This window comes from Paenibacillus agricola (genome assembly GCF_011440305.1).
GTDB classification, from domain to species: Bacteria; Bacillota; Bacilli; order Paenibacillales; family NBRC-103111; genus Paenibacillus_S; species Paenibacillus_S agricola.
Genome location: NZ_JAAOIW010000002.1, coordinates 738,072 through 756,313, shown reverse-complemented (window position 1 = coordinate 756,313; position 18,242 = coordinate 738,072). Strand labels below are relative to the sequence as shown.

The window sequence follows — 18,242 nt, the reverse complement described above, 5'->3', positions numbered from 1 at the left end:
ATCTCTTGAAACATCATATGAATTATAATATATTGTATATACATCATATGAATTAAGACTAATACAAGTAAGCGCAGGTGATTCGTATGACGAAGAAATTAACGTATGAAACCGTATACGATGAGATTAAACGGAACATTAAGGAAGGCCACTGGAAGCAAGGAGAGCAGCTGCCACCCTTGGAGCAGTTATCCACCGAGCTGGGTGTTGGTATTTCTTCAGTACGTGAAGCGGTGCGGATCTTGGGCAAGCAAAAGATTTTGCGCATTGAACAGGGCCGTGGCACTTATGTGGAGAACGAGCTGACCGAGGCACCGGCGGACCGGCTGGATTTTTTGGAGCGGGCAACGATGCTGCAGCTAACGGAAGCACGGTTGATTATTGAGCCGGAGCTTGCGGCAATGGCTGCCGAGAAGGCGACCGCCGAGGAAGCGGAAGCGATCATGGCGACCGCCGAGGCAATGAAACGCAAGGTGGAGAAGAAGCGCGATTTTTTGAAGGAAGATATTCAATTTCACGATCAAATTGCAAAGGCCTCACACAATGAAATTATGTTTCACATGCTGGATCGGATGAGTGACTTGTTAGTGGATAGCAGGCGCAAATCGATGAAATGGGCAGGGATGAATGAGAAAGCGTCTTCTTTTCACTTTTTAATTGCCCAAGCGATTGTACAGCGCAATCCAACCCAGGCGCGCGCTTTGATGAAATGCCATTTGGAGGATATGCTTTTTGAATTTCATAAAGGGAGAGATGAAGAATGAAAATTAAAACGTTGGAACTATTTAAGGTGCCACCGCGCTGGTTGTTTTTGAAAATTACGACGGATGATGGCATTGTCGGCTGGGGCGAGCCGGTAGTTGAAGGTAAAGCGGATACGGTCCGTACGGCCGTAGAAGAAATGAGCGAGTTTTTAATCGGCAGAGATCCCGGAAATATCGAAGATTTATGGCAAGTGTTATACCGCGGTGGTTTTTATCGCGGTGGCCCTATCCTAAGCAGTGCTATTTCGGGAATTGAGCAAGCCTTGTGGGACATTAAAGGAAAAAAACTAGGCGTACCTGTTTATGACCTGCTTGGTGGCCCGGTTCGCGACAAGATGCGTGTCTATGCTTGGATTGGTGGAGATAAGCCATCTGATGTGGCCGTAGCAGCGACAGAGAAGGTCGCACAAGGCTACTCGGCGATCAAGATGAATGGTACATCAGAGATGGAGTGGATAGATACGCCAGCGAAGATCGAGGAAGCCGTAGAGAGGCTTGCTGCCGTGCGCGCTGCCGTTGGCAATACGATTGGCATCGGCGTGGATTTGCATGGTCGTGTTCATAAAACGATGGCGAAGGTACTCATCAAGGAAATGGAGCCTTACAAGCCCATGTTTATTGAAGAGCCAGTGCTCGCTGAAAACTATGAAACGATCCACGAAATTACGAAGGGCTCGAGCGTCCCGATCGCAACAGGTGAGCGTATGTACACTCGTTGGGATTTCAAACGCCTGCTGGTGCATGGTGGTGTAGATATTATCCAGCCGGATCTTAGCCATGCTGGCGGTATTTGGGAATGCCGAAAAATCGCTGCAATGGCGGAAGCCTTTGACGTAGCGGTGGCTCCGCATTGTCCGTTAGGTCCGATTGCTTTGGCATCGTCGCTGCAGCTGGATTTTTGCACGCCGAATGCATTTATCCAGGAGCAGAGCTTAGGCATCCACTATAACCAAGGCTCCGACCTGCTTGATTATTTGGTTGATCCGGGCGTGTTCGATTACGAGGAAGGCTACGTGAAAATATTGACCAAACCAGGCCTGGGCATTGAAATCAACGAAGCGAAGGTTCGTGAAATGGCAGCCATTGGCCATCAATGGCGCAACCCGGTTTGGCGCAATCCGGATGGTGTGGTAACGGAGTGGTAAAACCAGCTTAATTATGAAAACGGAAAAAGGCTGTCCTAAAGTCATAAAATGGCTAGGGGAACAGCCTTTTTTTAGAGTTTATCTCTACGTGTTTCTGGCATTAGGCCATATTGCAAAGCGGAAGGTTTTCGTTTAGGCTGGGTAATGGTTCTAAATAGCCTTTATGTGGTAAATAGGGGTACTATTCGAAATATTGAAATACTAATGAGGTGAATGCTTTCATGCTCCGACAATCGGATTTAAAGCCGATAGACCCGGCTTTGAACCAGCCTTTAGATCCATCCCCAGAGGCAGAGGTACCTGCTTCGCCTTCCGGCTACAGGTCGAAGTATGGGATAGGCTTGGTGCTGTTGGCAGCACTTCTTGGGCTAACACTATTAACCCTCCACAACCCAGTTCGGGTTCAGGCAGTTGGTCTGGGGTCCAAGCAGCCGGAGCATCTTACACTGACCTGGCAGCATGATCCGGCAACGACGCAAAGCTTCACATGGCGCACCGCATCAGGTCGAGAGGGTACAGTTGTAGAATACATTGAAACCGCTACATACCTAGGCTTTCCTGATGGCCAAGCCCAGCAAATTATAGGCACCGAAGTGCCGTTCGTCTCCGATGCTGGGGAGATGCTTGTGCATGAAGCCGAAGCAGTCGGTTTACAGCCCAACACGTCATACACCTACCGAGTAGGCAGCGGCAACAATGGAGAATGGGCAGGACCGTACCCATTTGTAACCGGTCCTGATCCTCAGCAGCCGTTCACATTCCTGTTTGTTTCCGATACGCAAGCGATCCCTAATCAAACCAAGGTTAATGGCTATGGGATTTGGGGCGAAATGCTGGAAAAAGCAATCGCGCAGCAACCAGATGCACGTTTCGTGTTGCTTTCTGGCGATATCGTCGATTATGGCTACCTGCAGGAGCAATGGGAGCAATGGTTTCATGCCGTTCGAGAAATGCTGCCCGGCATCAATATGGTGCCGACACTTGGCAATCATGATGTATTGAAGACCGGCACCGAAAATTTTCAAGCCCAGTTCCAATTGCCGCAAAATGGACCGATGGGCGAGACGGAATTGGCGTATTCCTTGGATTATGGAGCTATGCATATTGCTGTACTGAATAGTGAGGGAAATTTGTCGGCACAGGCCGAGTGGCTTCGCGAGGATATGGCGGCCAGCACCAAGCCATGGAAAATTGCCGCATTCCATCGCTCCCCTTTTCAAAGCCACGCGGCAAGAGCCAGCGTGGATGTAAGGGATGCTTGGACACCGATTTTTGACGAAACAGGCGTCGATCTTGTGCTTACCGGCCATGACCATGCCTACCTGAGAAGCTGGCCCTTATACCAAGGTGAGAATGTAGCCGAAGGCGAAGGTACGACTTATGTAATCGGAGGTACGGCGGGCTCCAAGTTTTATGATATGGGCGACTATCCATGGATCCGGGTAAAATTTGATGATAACATCCAAATTTTCTCGTCCGTTACTGTGGCTCCCGAAGAATTAACATTTGCTGTTACTTCACGCGATGGGGACAGTATAGATACCTTCAAGCTGTATAAGCCTGTAGCGAACCAGCGCTATGACGATGTGTTTCCTTCCTATTGGGCACATGATACCATCGAAAGCCTGAGTAAGACCGGCATTGTGAATGGCATAGGCTCCCGGCAATTCCGCCCGAGTAAAGAAGCGACGAGAGCTGAGTTTACTTCCATGCTTGCCAAGGCGCTTCAATTGCCATCGGCCAATGCTTCTAGCTTCGCTGATGTGCAATCCAACCAGTGGCATTATGAGCCGATAGGATCAGCGGCAAAAGCAGGCTTGGTCCAAGGCCGTGATGCTAAGCACTTTGGACCGGATGATTTATTGACACGCCAAGAGCTGGCTGCTCTGCTGGTCCGTGCCTACGATTGGAAAACGCAACAGGTGTCTAAGCCTACCGCGGAGAGCAAGCTTTCCATATATACGGACCGTGCGGAAGTGTCGGGCTGGGCGATATCGCCCATAGAGATTGCATTGGAGCTTAAGCTCTTAGCTGGACGCACCGAGCACGTGATTGCTCCACGGGAGTTCGCGACACGAGCAGAAACAGCCCGAGCTTTGGAAAATTTATTAGTTATGATTAAGTAGCGTTTCACAGATTGGCTCCTAACCAAGTTCAATCCGTGGATCGTTGTAATTAAATAACGAAAAAACGCTGCAAAAGGCGCTTAAACAATAATTTATCGTTTAAGCGCCTTTTGCGAATTTATAGGGTGATTGATTTCTCTTCACAGATTCCTGAGTGCCGAGTATTTGCTCCATAAATAGTTAACCATTTTTACCAAATACCTGTACTGCCTGTACGTTGGGTTGTATAGACGCCGGCAGGTGCTATAATGGCTGCATCCGACCTTCTTATGCTATCCTTGGTCTCTGGTACCCAATCATCAAAGTCATTGTCGTCGATCCAAGCCATTACCATAATTTTTCCTTTATCGAGTTCTTTTTCATAGAAGTCGGCTTCATCCTTGGACAGTCCGAGTGACTGTAGCTTGACACGAAGCTGATCGCCACGAGAACGGAATAAATTAGCGAAGGCGTTAGTGATGCCTTCTTCGTAGATGCCTACTGTTTTCGTTGACATTAATTTGCTGAAGCCTTCTGTTGTATCGTTATCATGGGCAATCACATAAATTTCCTCTAAGGTATAGCCTTCTTGTTGGAAGGCGCGAATTTCACTGATCGCCTGCTCTTCATGAGTGACTAATCTCACTTTGTTATTCATATTTTTCTTCCTCCCTCAATTAGCATAATAGCCTATTAGCATTAGCGGCATCAGAAAAGCTGGTATATATCCTCGGTTTTCAAGGTTTTTAGTGGAGAGCAATGACTCACTTTTCTTTCCCGCTTTACCTTGTTTAGATTAAGTTATGCCCACTATTAACCATTAGTTATTGCTTTGAAACATTCTAGGTGATTCAACGAGTTGAGCTATGGTTACATACATAGTAGAACTGCGATATAATAATATAAGAAGTTATTTGCAACTCCAAAGGGGATTCATTGATGAGCATTGCAATTGTGGATGATAATCCGGTTAACTTAATGGTAATCGAAAAAATATTGAAGAGTGCTGGCTACGACCAATTTATTAAGATGGAGTCTGCCATTGAATTGCTTGCGTTATTGAATGCCGAAACCAATGGGCAGCCGAAGGAATCGATTGATTTGATATTGCTGGATATGATGATGCCCGAAATGGACGGACTTGAGGCTTGCCGGCGGATCCAGAAGCATGAAAGCTTAAGAGATATTCCCATCATCATCGTTACAGCGGTTGGCGATTCCAATTTATTGGCCGACGTTCTGGAAGCCGGGGCTATCGATTATATTATGAAGCCGATCAATAAAGTAGAGCTGATTGCCCGGATCAGGGTGGCTTTGCGCTTGAAATTTGAAAAAGACTGGCACAAAGAAAATGAAGCGCGTATCCGCAGCGAGCTTGATTTGGCTAAGCAGGTACAAAGCAGTGTATTGAGCCAGCCAATCCATAGAGATGAGTTAAGCATTTCGGCTTCCTACCATCCGTCCTTTGAGCTTGCAGGCGACCTGTATTCCTGGTATAGGCTTGATGACCACCGTTATGGCATTATTTTGTTGGATATGATGGGCCATGGCATTTCTTCCTCGCTGGTCTGTATGTTTATCTCATCGGTTATGCAGGACACGATTACCCGTTTCGTTGCGCCTGAAATGGTTATAGCGGAATTAAACCGATATATGAACCAATTGAATAAAAAAAATTCATCCGTAAGCTATTACTTCACAGCGATATATTTGGTTATTGATACTCATAACAAGATCATTGAGTATGTAAATGCAGGTCATCCACCCGCTTTACTTTTTGAAGGAGACAAGCCGCCTGTCCAGTTGAATTTGGGAAGCTTTGCCGTTGGTTTCTTTGAGCAGATGGATATTCAGAAGGGTGTTATTACCTATGATAATGAAATCGAGCTGTTTCTGTTTACAGATGGTTTGCTGGAGGCCTTGGAAGAGGATGGCTATGATGAAGTAGAGAAGCTTACAGAGGGCTTGAAAGCCTGTGCGGGACAAGATTTAGCTTGTATTGTTGATAGTATTTTGCCTTTGGAAATTCGTGACCAACAAGAGGATGATATCTGTATGGTGCTAGTTCGCGCGAGGTAATATGGATAGAGTAGGCTGTTGGGAAGGGGAGAATGCATGATCAGAATCAAAACAAAGCTGTTCTTGGGCTTTGGGACACTCATGATCCTTATGTTTGCCTTAGCTGGAATTGGTATTAACCGCCTAACGACAATCGATCATAGTATCAACGAAATATTCAATAACCGTTATACCAAGGTGCAAATATCGACAGTATTGCGCAATGATACGGCAGAATTGGCCAAATATTTGGCTAATTTGCTATTGAATGAAGACCCAGAAAGTACTAATAAAATTATGGAATCGATCCGTCTTTCAAGTGCAAAGGTCATGAAATCGATGGAGCAAATCCATAATGAATATAAAGGCTCCAATGAGCAGCCGTTAGCTGTAGATCTGTTGAAAAAAGGAAATAAATTTCTTGAGTATAAGGATCAAGTGCTCGGCTTATATTTGGCAAACAATAAAAACCAGGCCATGGATTTGCGGACAGCGGTAGGGTTAACCTACGAGCAGGAGATGCTGGATAGTATTTCGGCCACAGGCCAGTATCAAAGTGATGCCTTGATGCTGGCGATGGAAGGCACCAAAGCAGAGAACCGAAGAACGTATACTTATACCGGAATGATAACGATACTTAGCTTGCTTCTAGGTGTGGCTATTATGTTCTGGATCGTGCTGGCTGTAACACGCGGATTAAGCATGCTCTCCGGCATTATTTCCAATTTCGGCAACGAGCAAGCTCGCGGCTCTTATCGGGTCTCGGTAAAAACAACAGATGAATTCGGGGATATTGCCCATATTTTCAATGCGATTGCCGAGGATTTGGAAGATACAACGACGAATGAAAGGGCGCTAAGCAAGGTAAACGCAGATCAGGCTTGGCTGCAGATGCATATAGCAGAGGTTTCCACCCAATTACAGGATACCCAAAGGCTTGAAGAAGCAACCGATAAGTTTATTCAGGCTTTGTGCCGCATCATCGGTGCGCAAAGTGGGGCGATGTATATGGTTGAGCAAGAGGGCAGGCAGCAGGTTATTAATTTAAAAGCAACCTATGCCCGGCCTGAACAAAACGCACTGGAACAACTGCTGCCCGGCCAAGGTCTGATCGGGCAATGTATACGTGATGGGAACCCGATAACGCTGACCGATATTTCGAATGATTATTTTAAAATATCAGCAGCCTTTGGTACGATTCCCGCTGCTTCCTTGGCAGTTCGGCCAATCGTTTATATGGACGAGGTCATTGCTGCCTATGAAATTGCTGCAGTGAAGCCGCTTACGGACCTGGAGCTTCAGCTGCTGGACCATCTGAATGAGGTCACAGCGATCACGATCCACCGCATTAAAGGGCAGCTTCGGGTGGAGGAGCTTCTGCGCATTTCCCAAATGCTGACCGACGAGCTGCAAAGCCAGTCCATGGAGCTGTTGTCCCAGCAAGAGGAGCTACAAGCCTCCAACGGCAAGCTGGAGGAGCAAACAACGGCATTGCTCTGCTCGGAGAAGCAATTGCAGCAGCAGCAAAGTGACCTGGAGCATACTAACAATGAGCTTAGGAACAAAACCATGCTGCTTCAGGAGCAAATTAAGGAAACGGAAGAAATTAACCGTGAGATTGAGCATGCGAAGGATACATTGGAGAAGCAGGCAAGGGAGCTTGCGTTCGCCTCGAAATACAAATCGGAATTTATGGCCAATATGTCGCATGAGCTTCGGACACCGTTGAATAGCCTGCTTATTTTATCCCAGCTATTGAAAGAAAATAAGGAAGGGAATTTAAGCGAAAGACAGGTGGAGTACGCAGAGACGATCCTATCCTCGGGAACGGATTTATTAAGGCTGATTGATGACGTGCTGGATTTGGCCAAGGTGGAATCGGGACGGATGGATTTGCACTATGACAATGTACGGCTCTGTGAACTGAAGGAAACTATGATGAAAGCCTTTATGCCGATAGCAAGAAAGAAAAAGGTGGAATTTGAGTTTGAAATCGATCCACAAACACCCGAAACAATGTATACAGACAGTTTGAGGCTGCTGCAAATATTGAAAAATTTGTTATCGAATGCTTTCAAATTTACGACTAAAGGTAGTGTTAAGGTGCAGCTAGCACCAGTGGTGCATCATCCTTCTATGCTGGCCTTTTCCGTAACCGACACAGGCATCGGGATTGCAAAGGAAAAAAGCCGGATGATCTTTGAAGCGTTCCAGCAGGCTGATGGCACGACAAGCCGCAAGTATGGCGGTACGGGGCTGGGCTTGTCGATTAGCACACAGCTGGCTACTTTGCTAGGCGGCCATATTGAATTGGATAGCCAAGAGGGAGTAGGCAGCCAATTTATTTTATATGTACCTCATCATGCTATCCCTGGTCGCGAAACTGACTCCCGAGAAGTAGCAGCCGCAGCTGAACAGGATGCTTTAGCTACGAAAGAGGATAAAGCGTTTGAAGCGAGTATTCTATCAATGCCATTGCCCGCACCTGATCTTGATAAACCGCTGTTACTCATAGAGCAGCGACAACAGGAGCCTGTCCAAGAAGCACCTGCCATCCATGATGATCGTGATTCCATTAGGGAAGGGAATCGCGTACTATTAATTGTGGAGGACGATATTAGCTTTGTTCGCATATTGGTGGATATGGCGAGGGAACGGGGCTTTAAAACGATTATTGGCCTGGATGGCGTGACAGGGCTTCGATTGGCTAAGCAGTATAAGCCAGATGCTATTCTCCTTGATATCCAGCTACCCATTGTCGATGGCTGGTCGATCCTGGTACAGCTTAAGAATGACACGGAGATACGGCATATTCCTGTCCATGTGATTTCGGTTGTCGATGAGGTCCAACAGGGTCTGGCTATGGGAGCCATCGCCTACTTGCAAAAGCCATCAGCCAAGGATAGCTTGGAGGAGGCCTTTTCCCAAATCGAAGCTTTTCTTGAAAAAGGTACAAAAAAGCTGCTGATTGTGAGCCAAGATACCGCACAGCGGAATTATATGGTGGAATTAATCGGTTACGACGATGTTCATATTGTTGCAGCAGATGGGAGCCATGAAGCTTGGATGCATCTCCAGAAGGAATCGTTTGATTGCATGGTTATTGATATGGGTCCGCGTGACCTGAAGGAATTTGAGCTGCTGGATCAAATCAAGTCGGATCCAAGCCTTCGCAGGCTGCCGATTGTGATTTATTCGAACCAAGTTTGGGAGCAGAAAGAAAAGCTTAGGTTGAAAAAATATGGAGAATCGATCATCATTAAAGATGTAAGGTCCCCAGAGCGGTTGCTGGACGAGACTTCGCTATTCCTGCATCGGGTAGAGGAAAATTTACCTGAGGAGAAGCGGCAAATTTTGCGCAAACTGCATAGCAAGGAAGAAATATTTGCTGGTAAAAGGGTACTGTTGGTCGATGATGACATTCGCAATGTATTTGCCCTCTCTAATCTTCTGGAAGGGTATAAGATGGTTGTGGGCTTTGCTGAAACCGGCAAACAGGCATTGGACCTGATGAAAGCGAGCCCTGCTTATGATATTGTGCTTATGGATATCATGATGCCTGAAATGGACGGCTATGAAGCGATGCGCATGATCCGCAGCCAACAGCAATTCGATTCTTTGCCGATCATTGCCTTGACGGCTAAGGCGATGAAGAATGACCGCGATAAATGCATCGAGGCCGGTGCATCCGATTATATTAACAAACCGATTCAAACGGAGCAATTACTTTCTTTAATCCGTGTTTGGCTGTGCCAATAAAAAAAGGAGGCAGCATCATGATTAGGTCCATGCAATCTTCCTCCAAGGTGGAGCAAAAAGGTCAAGCCTCGGATGATGAGCGGGAACGAATTGAAATCGAGCTTCTGCTGGAGGGGATGTTCCGTTTATATGGCTATGATTTCCGACATTATTCCTATCCTTCCTTGCGCCGCCGTATATGGAATCGAATCTATGGGGAACGGCTGAATTCGGTATCGGAGCTTCAAGCCAAAGTGCTCCATGACCCGAGCAGCATGAAAAGGCTGGTGTCGGAGCTGGTCATTCACGTCACAGAAATGTTCCGTGATCCACATATGTTCGCTTATTTTCGCAAGCATGTTGTGCCCGTCCTTCGTAATCTTCCCTCCATACGCATATGGCATGCAGGCTGCTCCACGGGTGAAGAGGTTTATTCGATGGCTATTCTTTTGCATGAAGAAGGGCTATACGAACGGACTACCTTGTATGCGACGGATATGAGTGAGGATGTGCTCCAAATTGCTGGGCAAGCGACCTATCCGCTCAATAAAATGAAGGAATATACCAAGAACTACATTTTAGCCGAAGGCAAGGATGAGTTTTCCAAATATTATTCGACCAGCGAAAATGCGGCTGCCTTTCATCCGTTATTGCATAACAATATTGTCTTTGCTCAGCATAATCTGGTAACGGATCGTTCCTTCAATGAGTTCCATGTCATTCTTTGCCGTAATGTCATGATTTATTTCGATGCGGAGCTGCAGGCCAGAGTTCATGAGCTGATTTATGATAGCCTGTGCCAATCTGGATTTCTGGTATTGGGCGATAAAGAAACGATTACATTTACCAAATATGCCGGTTGTTATGAACTGTTGACCTCTGAAGAAAAGCTATATTGCAAAAAATCCTGATCAAACGGCAATAGTTTAATAGAATGGAGCAGCTACTTATGATCGAGCCGATTCGTATCTTACTGGTAGATGACCAGACGGAAAATTTGTTGGCTTTAGAAGCAGTGCTGGGAGACCAGCAGTACCACTTGATCAAGGCGAACTCCGGAGAGGCCGCACTGCGTTGCTTGCTTTCCTATGATTTTGCTGTCATTGTACTGGATGTGCAAATGCCGGGTATGGACGGCTTCGAAACTGCGCAATGGATCAAATCCCGTGATCGAACCAAGGATATTCCGATTATTTTCGTAACAGCCGCTTATGGTGAGCAGGACCAGTCGTTCACTGCTTATTCCGTAGGTGCTATTGACTATATGGTGAAGCCTGTGATCCCTCATGTGCTGAGGTCGAAAATTGCCGGCTTTGTCCATATTTATTTAACCCAGCAAAAATTACAGCAGCAAACGGTATTGCTCAATCAACGTAAAGAGGAGCTGGAGCTGGCTAAGGAAGCCGCTGAGCAAGCGGTGCGAGCCAAATCTGAATTTTTGGCAGTGATGAGTCATGAGATCCGCACACCGTTGAATGGGGTGTTGGCAATGGCTGATTTATTAATGGATACCGAATTAAATGGGGAGCAGCTGGAGTTTGCTGAGACGATTCGGAAAAGCGGCGCTTCCTTGCTGGCGATCCTTAACGATATTTTGGATCTCTCTAAGATCGAGTCAGGAAAAATGGAAAAAATCGAAGAGATATTCCATCTACGTTCCAGTTTGCAGGAGGTTTTCGATTTATTCCAAATGGATGGGCGCAAAAAGCTATTCGATATGTCCTTCGAAATGGATCCGAGCCTTCCTGAATATCTGTTGGGTGACGAGGCTCGTTTAAGGCAAATTTTAATGAATTTGATCGGTAACGCCGTGAAGTTTACACAAGAAGGCGGCGTATATCTAGCTGTCAAAAAGCTTAAGGAGCATGAAGAGGATATAGAGCTGGAGTTCAGCGTAAGGGATACAGGGGTCGGTATTCCGGAAGGTAAGAGGAATGTGCTGTTCCGTCCGTTCTCGCAATTGGATTCCTCGACTACCCGTAAATATGGGGGGACGGGGCTTGGTCTAGCCATCTGCAAAAATTTAGCGGAGCTGCTGGGCGGCAGCATACGTTTGGACCCTAATTATAAAGAAGGCGCTATGTTCATATTCACCATTCGTGCCCGAATCGGCTCGATATAAAAAGCCTGAGCAGAAGCAAGCTTCCTGTTCGGGCTTTTAAGTTGCTCGTTTTATACAAAGATTAAAACTCTTTATCACCCATCATACCCAATGTTTCAGCAGGACCTTCATCGTTTAATAATGAGGAAGGCAACATAAACTAGGGGAAATAAATATGAAGGGTTGGGTGATTGTAAATGAGCAGTGTGAAATGCGTGGCGATGTTGCTTTCCGGAGGGGAAGGGCGGAGACTGGGTGTACTTACACATAATAAAGCTAAACCGGCTGTTCATTTTGGTGGAGCGGCGCGAATGATCGATTTTGCATTAAGCAATTGCAAAAATTCAGGTATCAAACAGGTGGGCGTAGTGACGCAATACCTTCCAGAGGCTTTGCATCAACATATTGGAAAAGGCAATGCTTGGTTAGAACCTGCAGATCAAGGAGAAATTGCCCTATTATGCTCAACACAAAAGCATGTGGGAGCAAAAGGATATACGGGTACAGCCGATGCGGTTTACCAAAACTGGAATTTTATTGAACGCTACCAACCAGAGCATATAATGGTTCTGTCTGGGGATCATATTTACCAAATGGATTACAGCCAATTATTAAAGCACCATCATGATACAGCCGCAGATGCCACGATTGCTGTTACTCCTGTTTCCTGGACAGAGGCAAGCCGATTTGGCATTATGAACACCGATAATAAAGGAAATATTACCGAATTTACGGAGAAACCAGAGGTGCCTAAAAGTAATTTGGCATCTATGGGTATTTACGTGTTTAAAACAGCTTTTATAAAAAGATTTTTAGATACCGATGCAGCTACCAGCGGCTCAAGCCATGACTTCGGTAAGGATGTCATTCCTGCTATGTTGAACAGCGGTGCATCGATGCAGGCCTATTCCTTCAAAGGCTACTGGAAGGACGTAGGCACCTTAGATAGCTTATGGGAAGCACATATGGATTTACTGGGTGCCCACCCTAAATTTCAATGCGCTTCGGAGCATTGGCCATTGCACACTGTTGCTACGAGCAAGCCTATCTTACATAAGGATGCTTCCGGTTTAATCCGCAGATCCTTAATTTATGATAATTGCAAAATCCAAGGCATTATCGATCATTCGGTTATTTCGACAGGAGCCGTTATTGGCATGGGCAGCCGTATTATTGATAGTGTTATTATGCCAGGAGCAATTATTGGACAAGGTGTCACCATTCATAAAGCCATTATTGGCGAAGGTGCTGTGATCCGTGATGGCGTAGCCTTAGGCTTTGCTAACAGTAATGGGGTATCGGTTATAGGCGATAAAGAAGTGATCTATGCTAAAGATGAAAAGCTGCCTAAGGTATATATTCCTGCCAGTAAGCTAAGGATTGAGATGATTGGTTAAGGGAGAGGAGGGAGAATATGAGAAGAAGAATGTGGGTGATTGCGCTACTCAGCCTGCTCTCGGCAGGAGGCATATGGGCGCATAATCAGGCCTATAATCAGCCTGTATTATCGATGAGTTTATCGAATGCACCAGAGAACCAAACTCAAGCTCAAGCCCAAGCTGTAACTCACGCAGAAGCTGCAATAGCTTCCACAACCGTAGCGGCTGAACCACTTCTTCCTTCCCCTTCCTTGCCATTAGCTTCTTTAAATGGTATTTACTTAACCGATGATCTAGCCAAGATCCATGAGGTTAAAGGAGAACCGCAAAACATCGTCCAAGATGAGGTCGTGAAGACATCTCTTACTTATGTGTACAAAGATTGCGAAATCAATATGGTGAATGACCACATTCAGAGTATTGTCGTTCCTGCAGCGGTTGGTAAGGTCATTATCGATGGAACGATTATTCCGTTTGACCAGCTCAAGCAGAGGTTGGGCACTCCTTTTTTCGAGAGTGAGGATGGACTTGTTTATCGCCAAGGCAACCATGCTTTTAAAATTTTTAGCGAAACCAGCGCTAGCGATAGCCCTATTAAATACGTGAGCTTTTTCCATGTAAGTGCCCAATAACGATAACAATTATATGTTAAACGTATCTTAAAAAACCGTTGGCTATCAGGTTTATGTTAAACCTGAATAGCTAACGGTTTTTAAGTTGATTCCATTTCCATTTGTTAAATTTACCGTATTTGGCTTTAAACTCCATTAATTAAATGCTGGAAATATGAATTTGACGAGAAAATACAAAAATCCGAAGAAGATAATGATGTAAGCTGCATATTTGATAAAGGTTGATGCGACTTGGCCTTTATCGAGACGTGTTTCCGAGGTATTGACCTTTTCAGTTTTAAATTCATCCATGGGTATCACTCCTTTAAGGTTTGTAGGTTAAACGGTTATGACTGCAATTACCCATGAAAATCAGGGATGAATCACCGTTTCAAACGGTAGCACTCAGGGTAATTAGTTCATAACTTAGCTATTAATAGCTATTACCACGAGGGGGATAAGACTTATGAATAACTTGATTATTGAAATTAGTGTGGCTGCAGTTGCCTTAGCAATTGTGGTGCTTATTGTGTTTTTGATTACGACATTACGTTCCATGTCTGCTCTATTGGTCCAAACGAATTCGACCATCCATGAACTTCAGCATCATTTGGCAGGCGTGACTAAAGAGGCTTCCGATGTTTTGCGCCATACTAATGCTGTAACTGTAGATGTATTGAATAAGCTGCATTCGCTGGAGCCTACTTTTCATTCGGTCAAACAAGTGGGCGAAGCCGTAGATGAAATTACGACTTCCGTGAAAAATGCTTCTGTATCCGTGGCACGTACGATTAAGAATAAAGTAGAAAGCGAAGCGTATTTGCCAGCAACCAGCAAAATTGCAAAAGCGATTCAAACGATCCCTTTAATTCTTGACATATGGCATCAAATAAAATTAAAAAAACAAATGGCAGCTGCTAGTAAATAATTATTGCTATCATGTTTCGTTCGATAGATAATGGGGTAAATGATAAGATAATCAAGATAATTAAGATAATTGTGTACACTCTATTTTAGAGTGAATTTGAAGGAGGAACTACTTGGATGAATCGACAACATGTGTTTGTGATCGATAAACAGGCAACAGCAGATAGCTGGGTGCTATATTTAAAAGGAGAATTGGATTTATCCAAGGCTGCCGAGCTTCGTGCTGCTGCTGATCCTTATGTAGCGGATACAGGGCGTAAACTTGTACTTAACTTAAGTGAACTTCAATACATCGATAGTACGGGTATCGGTGTTATTCTATCGTTATTAAAAGCAAGAAATGTCCTAAAAGCACCTATCGAAGTTGTGGAAATTCCATTAAAGGTTCAGCGTTTATTCGATATGACCGGGCTTACCTCATTTATCCAACAATCTTCGAATAATCTGAATTAGAAAGGAAAGAAAAAACGATATGAATTCGAATACTCGACTGGTCTGTATGACTCTTCCTGCGGATGCGGAATTTATTGATGTGGTAAGGTTGACGTTATACGGTCTGTGCAGCAAGGTAGGCTTCTCATATGAAGAGATTGAAGATATGAAGGTTGCTGTAGCTGAAGCATGTAACAATGCCGTTGTACACGCCTATGAGCCAGGTCGTACAGGCACCATGGATGTAGCCTTTGAATTGCTGGAATCTGGCATACGCATTTCCGTAAAGGATGAGGGAGCTAGCTTTAACTATGCAGAAAAGGTTCAACAAGCCCAGTCGCTACATGAACAAACATTGGATGAAGCTAACATTGGTGGTTTGGGAATTTATTTAATGCAAGCTTTAATGGATGAAGTCGAAGTGAAAAGTAATGGAGGTACAGAAGTCATTTTGACCAAATGGCTGAGTAAAAGTGAGGAAATGGTATGAAATTAAATCCAGAGAGACCGGCATCTAGCGCCCATGAACTGATCATCCAGTATCAGGAGACGGGTTGTAACGAGGTGGCAACAATTCTGCTGCTAAAATACGAATCCTTAGTAAAAATGGCAGCTGGAAAAATGTCTCGCAATCGTCCGGACCTCTATGAGGATTTATATCAAGTCGGACAAATGTCAATGCTGCGGCTTTTTAAGCAATTTGACGTTGCGCAAGGCGTTCAGTTCGAGCCTTATATGATGAAAAGCGTAATAGGGCATATGAAAAATTATTTACGTGATAAGTCTTGGTATGTGCAGGTTCCGCGCCGTGTTAAGGAAAAAGGCGGGCGGATTCAAGAAGCGATTGATCGCCTCACTGTTATTTTGGAGAGATCCCCCAATGTTGAGGAAATTGCTACCGATGTGGAGCTAACCATAGAAGAAACGATTGAAATATTGGCCGGTAGGGAATATTACCATTATGTTTCCTTGGATACTCCGCTTTCTACAGAGGAAAATGGGGCTACGATTGGAGACTTGCTCGGTACCGAGAAGGATGATTTCCAGCAGTTGGAGCGTCGTCTTGATATTGAGGAAGCCATGGCCCAGTTGAAGCCTGAAGAACAGCAGGTGCTCCAGCTTGCTTATGTGGACGGTCAATCGCAAAGAATGATCGCTCAGGAGCTAAATGTTTCGCAGATGAGTGTATCGCGTATCCAGAAGCGCGCATTGGATAAGCTTAAGGTATTGTTAGCAGAATCAAGGGAAATGACAGATCTATAAAGAACACGTCCCACAGGGCGTGTTCTTTTATATATGTAGTATCCAACATCCACTTTTTTATGGTCTCTATGTAAGATTCATGGATGAGCGAAAGGGGTAATTATATGTATGTAGTTCAAAGATCCATACATGCAAAGGCGGTGGTTGTTATGACAATAAGACACACGATTACTTGTGACGACAGTGAGGTATTAGTTCGTGAGATTGATCCTAAATCCTATCAAGTAAGTATTCAAGCCCAGGTTAATCCTTTAGGGAAGGGCAATGTGTTGGAAACATTCCCAAAGCTAGAAGAAGCTATTGTTGCGGCAGAGCATTTCTGTAAGCTGCATACCGCCGCTAAATCAAAAGGCTATTACTTGGAAAATGGACATTTTGTAAAACCGGATAGACCCAAGATTCATGTGGGCCAGCTGCTAAATGAACGCAAAGATCCAGAAGCCATGCTGCAGCTTTTAGAAAATTAAAACATATATGGGTTGTATGGGAGCCGTGGGCTCCTGTACAGCCCATTTTTAATGCCTGTGTGGCTGCAGTGAAAAGGTAAGCCCATCAAAATTAACTTTGAACATTTGCAACGGAAGAATATTTGAACGATGTAAAACGGTAATTTTAATTCCGTGTAAAACTATATGAATACAATGCTAGCATTTTCAATAATACTGTGATATATTATTTTTTGTAATTTAAATTTCAATAATACAAAGGGGAGTGCCCGTGGCAAAGAAAAAGCCTACAATGGTCATTTCTATACGACTTGATGAAAAAGCCTTGAAGGCGGTAGATTTGCTAGTTGATTCGGGGCTTGAAACGAACCGTTCGAGGGCAGTAACTCATTTAATGAATGTCGGTATTCAATCCTCGGAGGAGCTGCTTCGGAAAGCTCAGCTTCTCGCAGATCATGTACAGCAGCTTAGGAATGAGATGATCGAGGCTGTTAAGATGAATAATGTCGAGATGGTGACGGCATTGATTCATAAAGATTCCACGCTGGTTAATGCAAGGAACAGCGAAGGGGAAACGGCCATTCTTATGGCAACCTATTTACGTGCGAATGAGATTAAAGAGTTGCTGATCGATAATGGCGTGGAGCTTAGCATATTTGAGGCTGCTGCTGTCGGCAACACGGCGCGTGTGAAGGAGCTTGTGGAGCAGTCTCCTGAGCTGCTGTCTGCTTATAGCAAGGATGGCTACAATCCGCTTGGGTTAGCATCACACTTTGGCAATGAAGAGACGGTCAAGTTTGTTCTCGAGTCGGGTGCTGACGTTAATGCAAGAAGCAGGGATGGCAATTTGAACAATATGGCTATCCATTCGGCGATTTTAGGCAATTATGAGCATATTATCAAAATACTGATCAGCTATGGCGCTGATGTGAACGCGAAGTGCGAGGGAAGCTTGAGGCTAGGCTACAGTGCGCTTCATGTCGCAGCTTATTTCGGTCGGGATTTGCTCATTAAGCTTTTCCTGCAGCATGGCGCTGATAAGACAGCCTTGAATGCAGATGAGGAAACTCCATATGTTGTAGCCGTTAGCAAAGGGTATGCGGCTTCTGCGGAGCTCTTGAAGGATTAAATGATCTAAGTCGAAAGTTATAGGCTTTCGGCTGATCTTTATCCGACTTAACCGATGTGAAAACGATATATAATGTACCGTTCTATCGGATAGCCATAGGGACGATTACATAGGCATGTAGTCCTTTCCGATATTTTATTTTTT

At 44.9% G+C, this 18,242-nt stretch carries 17 protein-coding genes; 15 read left to right on the top strand and 2 right to left on the bottom strand.

Going from position 1 to position 18,242, the window contains the following annotated elements; genetic code table 11:
* The first annotated feature begins 86 nt into the window (after nucleotides 1-86).
* From G9U52_RS07875 to G9U52_RS07865, 3 genes are all read left to right on the top strand, one after another.
* Entirely contained in the window at nucleotides 87-764 is a 678-nt protein-coding gene (locus G9U52_RS07875) for a FadR/GntR family transcriptional regulator (protein WP_166147997.1), read from the top strand.
* On the top strand, nucleotides 761-1,909 hold the full coding sequence (dgoD, locus tag G9U52_RS07870) for a galactonate dehydratase (protein ID WP_166147995.1): 1,149 nt from the start codon (nucleotides 761-763) through the stop codon (nucleotides 1,907-1,909). The genes G9U52_RS07875 and dgoD overlap by 4 nt, the downstream gene beginning before the upstream one ends.
* A 221-nt stretch (nucleotides 1,910-2,130) precedes the next feature.
* Nucleotides 2,131-4,035 (top strand): S-layer homology domain-containing protein, encoded by a 1,905-nt coding sequence (locus tag G9U52_RS07865; protein WP_166147992.1) that lies wholly within the window; start codon nucleotides 2,131-2,133, stop codon nucleotides 4,033-4,035.
* Nucleotides 4,036-4,225: 190 nt separating this feature from the next.
* Here the strand turns inward: G9U52_RS07865 and G9U52_RS07860 are convergent, their stop codons facing one another.
* The gene (locus G9U52_RS07860) at nucleotides 4,226-4,672 is read right to left on the bottom strand and encodes a YflT domain-containing protein (protein ID WP_166147990.1); all 447 of its coding nucleotides are present in this window, start codon (nucleotides 4,670-4,672) and stop codon (nucleotides 4,226-4,228) included.
* A 281-nt stretch (nucleotides 4,673-4,953) separates the two neighbouring features.
* Here G9U52_RS07860 and G9U52_RS07855 point away from each other — a divergent pair, with 281 nt between their 5' ends.
* The 6 genes from G9U52_RS07855 to G9U52_RS07830 all read left to right on the top strand — a co-directional run bounded on the left by G9U52_RS07855 (nucleotide 4,954) and on the right by G9U52_RS07830 (nucleotide 13,922).
* Complete coding sequence (locus G9U52_RS07855) at nucleotides 4,954-6,093, top strand: PP2C family protein-serine/threonine phosphatase (RefSeq protein WP_166147987.1); 1,140 nt, start codon at nucleotides 4,954-4,956, stop codon at nucleotides 6,091-6,093.
* A 36-nt stretch (nucleotides 6,094-6,129) separates the two neighbouring features.
* Nucleotides 6,130-9,831, top strand: coding sequence for a response regulator (locus G9U52_RS07850; RefSeq protein WP_207952836.1), 3,702 nt, complete (start codon nucleotides 6,130-6,132; stop codon nucleotides 9,829-9,831).
* A gap of 17 nt (nucleotides 9,832-9,848) precedes the next feature.
* Complete coding sequence (locus G9U52_RS07845; protein WP_243767195.1) at nucleotides 9,849-10,721, top strand: CheR family methyltransferase; 873 nt, start codon at nucleotides 9,849-9,851, stop codon at nucleotides 10,719-10,721.
* A 23-nt stretch (nucleotides 10,722-10,744) separates the two neighbouring features.
* Nucleotides 10,745-11,932: a hybrid sensor histidine kinase/response regulator gene (locus tag G9U52_RS07840; RefSeq protein WP_243767194.1), complete on the top strand. Its 1,188-nt coding sequence runs from the start codon at nucleotides 10,745-10,747 to the stop codon at nucleotides 11,930-11,932.
* A gap of 176 nt (nucleotides 11,933-12,108) precedes the next feature.
* A complete protein-coding gene (locus tag G9U52_RS07835) occupies nucleotides 12,109-13,308 on the top strand; it encodes a glucose-1-phosphate adenylyltransferase (RefSeq protein ID WP_243767193.1) in 1,200 nt (399 codons plus the stop codon).
* 17 nt (nucleotides 13,309-13,325) lie between these two features.
* Nucleotides 13,326-13,922 (top strand): hypothetical protein, encoded by a 597-nt coding sequence (locus tag G9U52_RS07830; RefSeq protein ID WP_166147983.1) that lies wholly within the window; start codon nucleotides 13,326-13,328, stop codon nucleotides 13,920-13,922.
* 135 nt (nucleotides 13,923-14,057) lie between these two features.
* Here G9U52_RS07830 and G9U52_RS07825 read toward each other — a convergent pair whose 3' ends face one another.
* Entirely contained in the window at nucleotides 14,058-14,213 is a 156-nt protein-coding gene (locus G9U52_RS07825) for a hypothetical protein (RefSeq protein WP_166147981.1), read from the bottom strand.
* Nucleotides 14,214-14,367: 154 nt separating this feature from the next.
* Between G9U52_RS07825 and G9U52_RS07820 the strand changes: the two genes are divergently transcribed.
* From G9U52_RS07820 to G9U52_RS07795, 6 genes are all read left to right on the top strand, one after another.
* Nucleotides 14,368-14,829, top strand: coding sequence for a DUF948 domain-containing protein (locus G9U52_RS07820; RefSeq protein ID WP_243767192.1), 462 nt, complete (start codon nucleotides 14,368-14,370; stop codon nucleotides 14,827-14,829).
* A 116-nt stretch (nucleotides 14,830-14,945) separates the two neighbouring features.
* Complete coding sequence (locus G9U52_RS07815; RefSeq protein WP_166147979.1) at nucleotides 14,946-15,281, top strand: STAS domain-containing protein; 336 nt, start codon at nucleotides 14,946-14,948, stop codon at nucleotides 15,279-15,281.
* Between the two features lie 19 nt (nucleotides 15,282-15,300).
* Nucleotides 15,301-15,750 (top strand): anti-sigma B factor RsbW, encoded by a 450-nt coding sequence (gene rsbW / locus G9U52_RS07810; RefSeq protein WP_166147976.1) that lies wholly within the window; start codon nucleotides 15,301-15,303, stop codon nucleotides 15,748-15,750.
* Nucleotides 15,747-16,523 (top strand): sigma-70 family RNA polymerase sigma factor, encoded by a 777-nt coding sequence (locus tag G9U52_RS07805; RefSeq protein WP_166147974.1) that lies wholly within the window; start codon nucleotides 15,747-15,749, stop codon nucleotides 16,521-16,523. The genes rsbW and G9U52_RS07805 overlap by 4 nt, the downstream gene beginning before the upstream one ends.
* A 149-nt stretch (nucleotides 16,524-16,672) precedes the next feature.
* Entirely contained in the window at nucleotides 16,673-16,990 is a 318-nt protein-coding gene (locus G9U52_RS07800; protein ID WP_166147972.1) for a hypothetical protein, read from the top strand.
* Nucleotides 16,991-17,240: 250 nt separating this feature from the next.
* Nucleotides 17,241-18,098: an ankyrin repeat domain-containing protein gene (locus tag G9U52_RS07795; RefSeq protein WP_166147970.1), complete on the top strand. Its 858-nt coding sequence runs from the start codon at nucleotides 17,241-17,243 to the stop codon at nucleotides 18,096-18,098.
* Nucleotides 18,099-18,242: the final 144 nt, after the last annotated feature.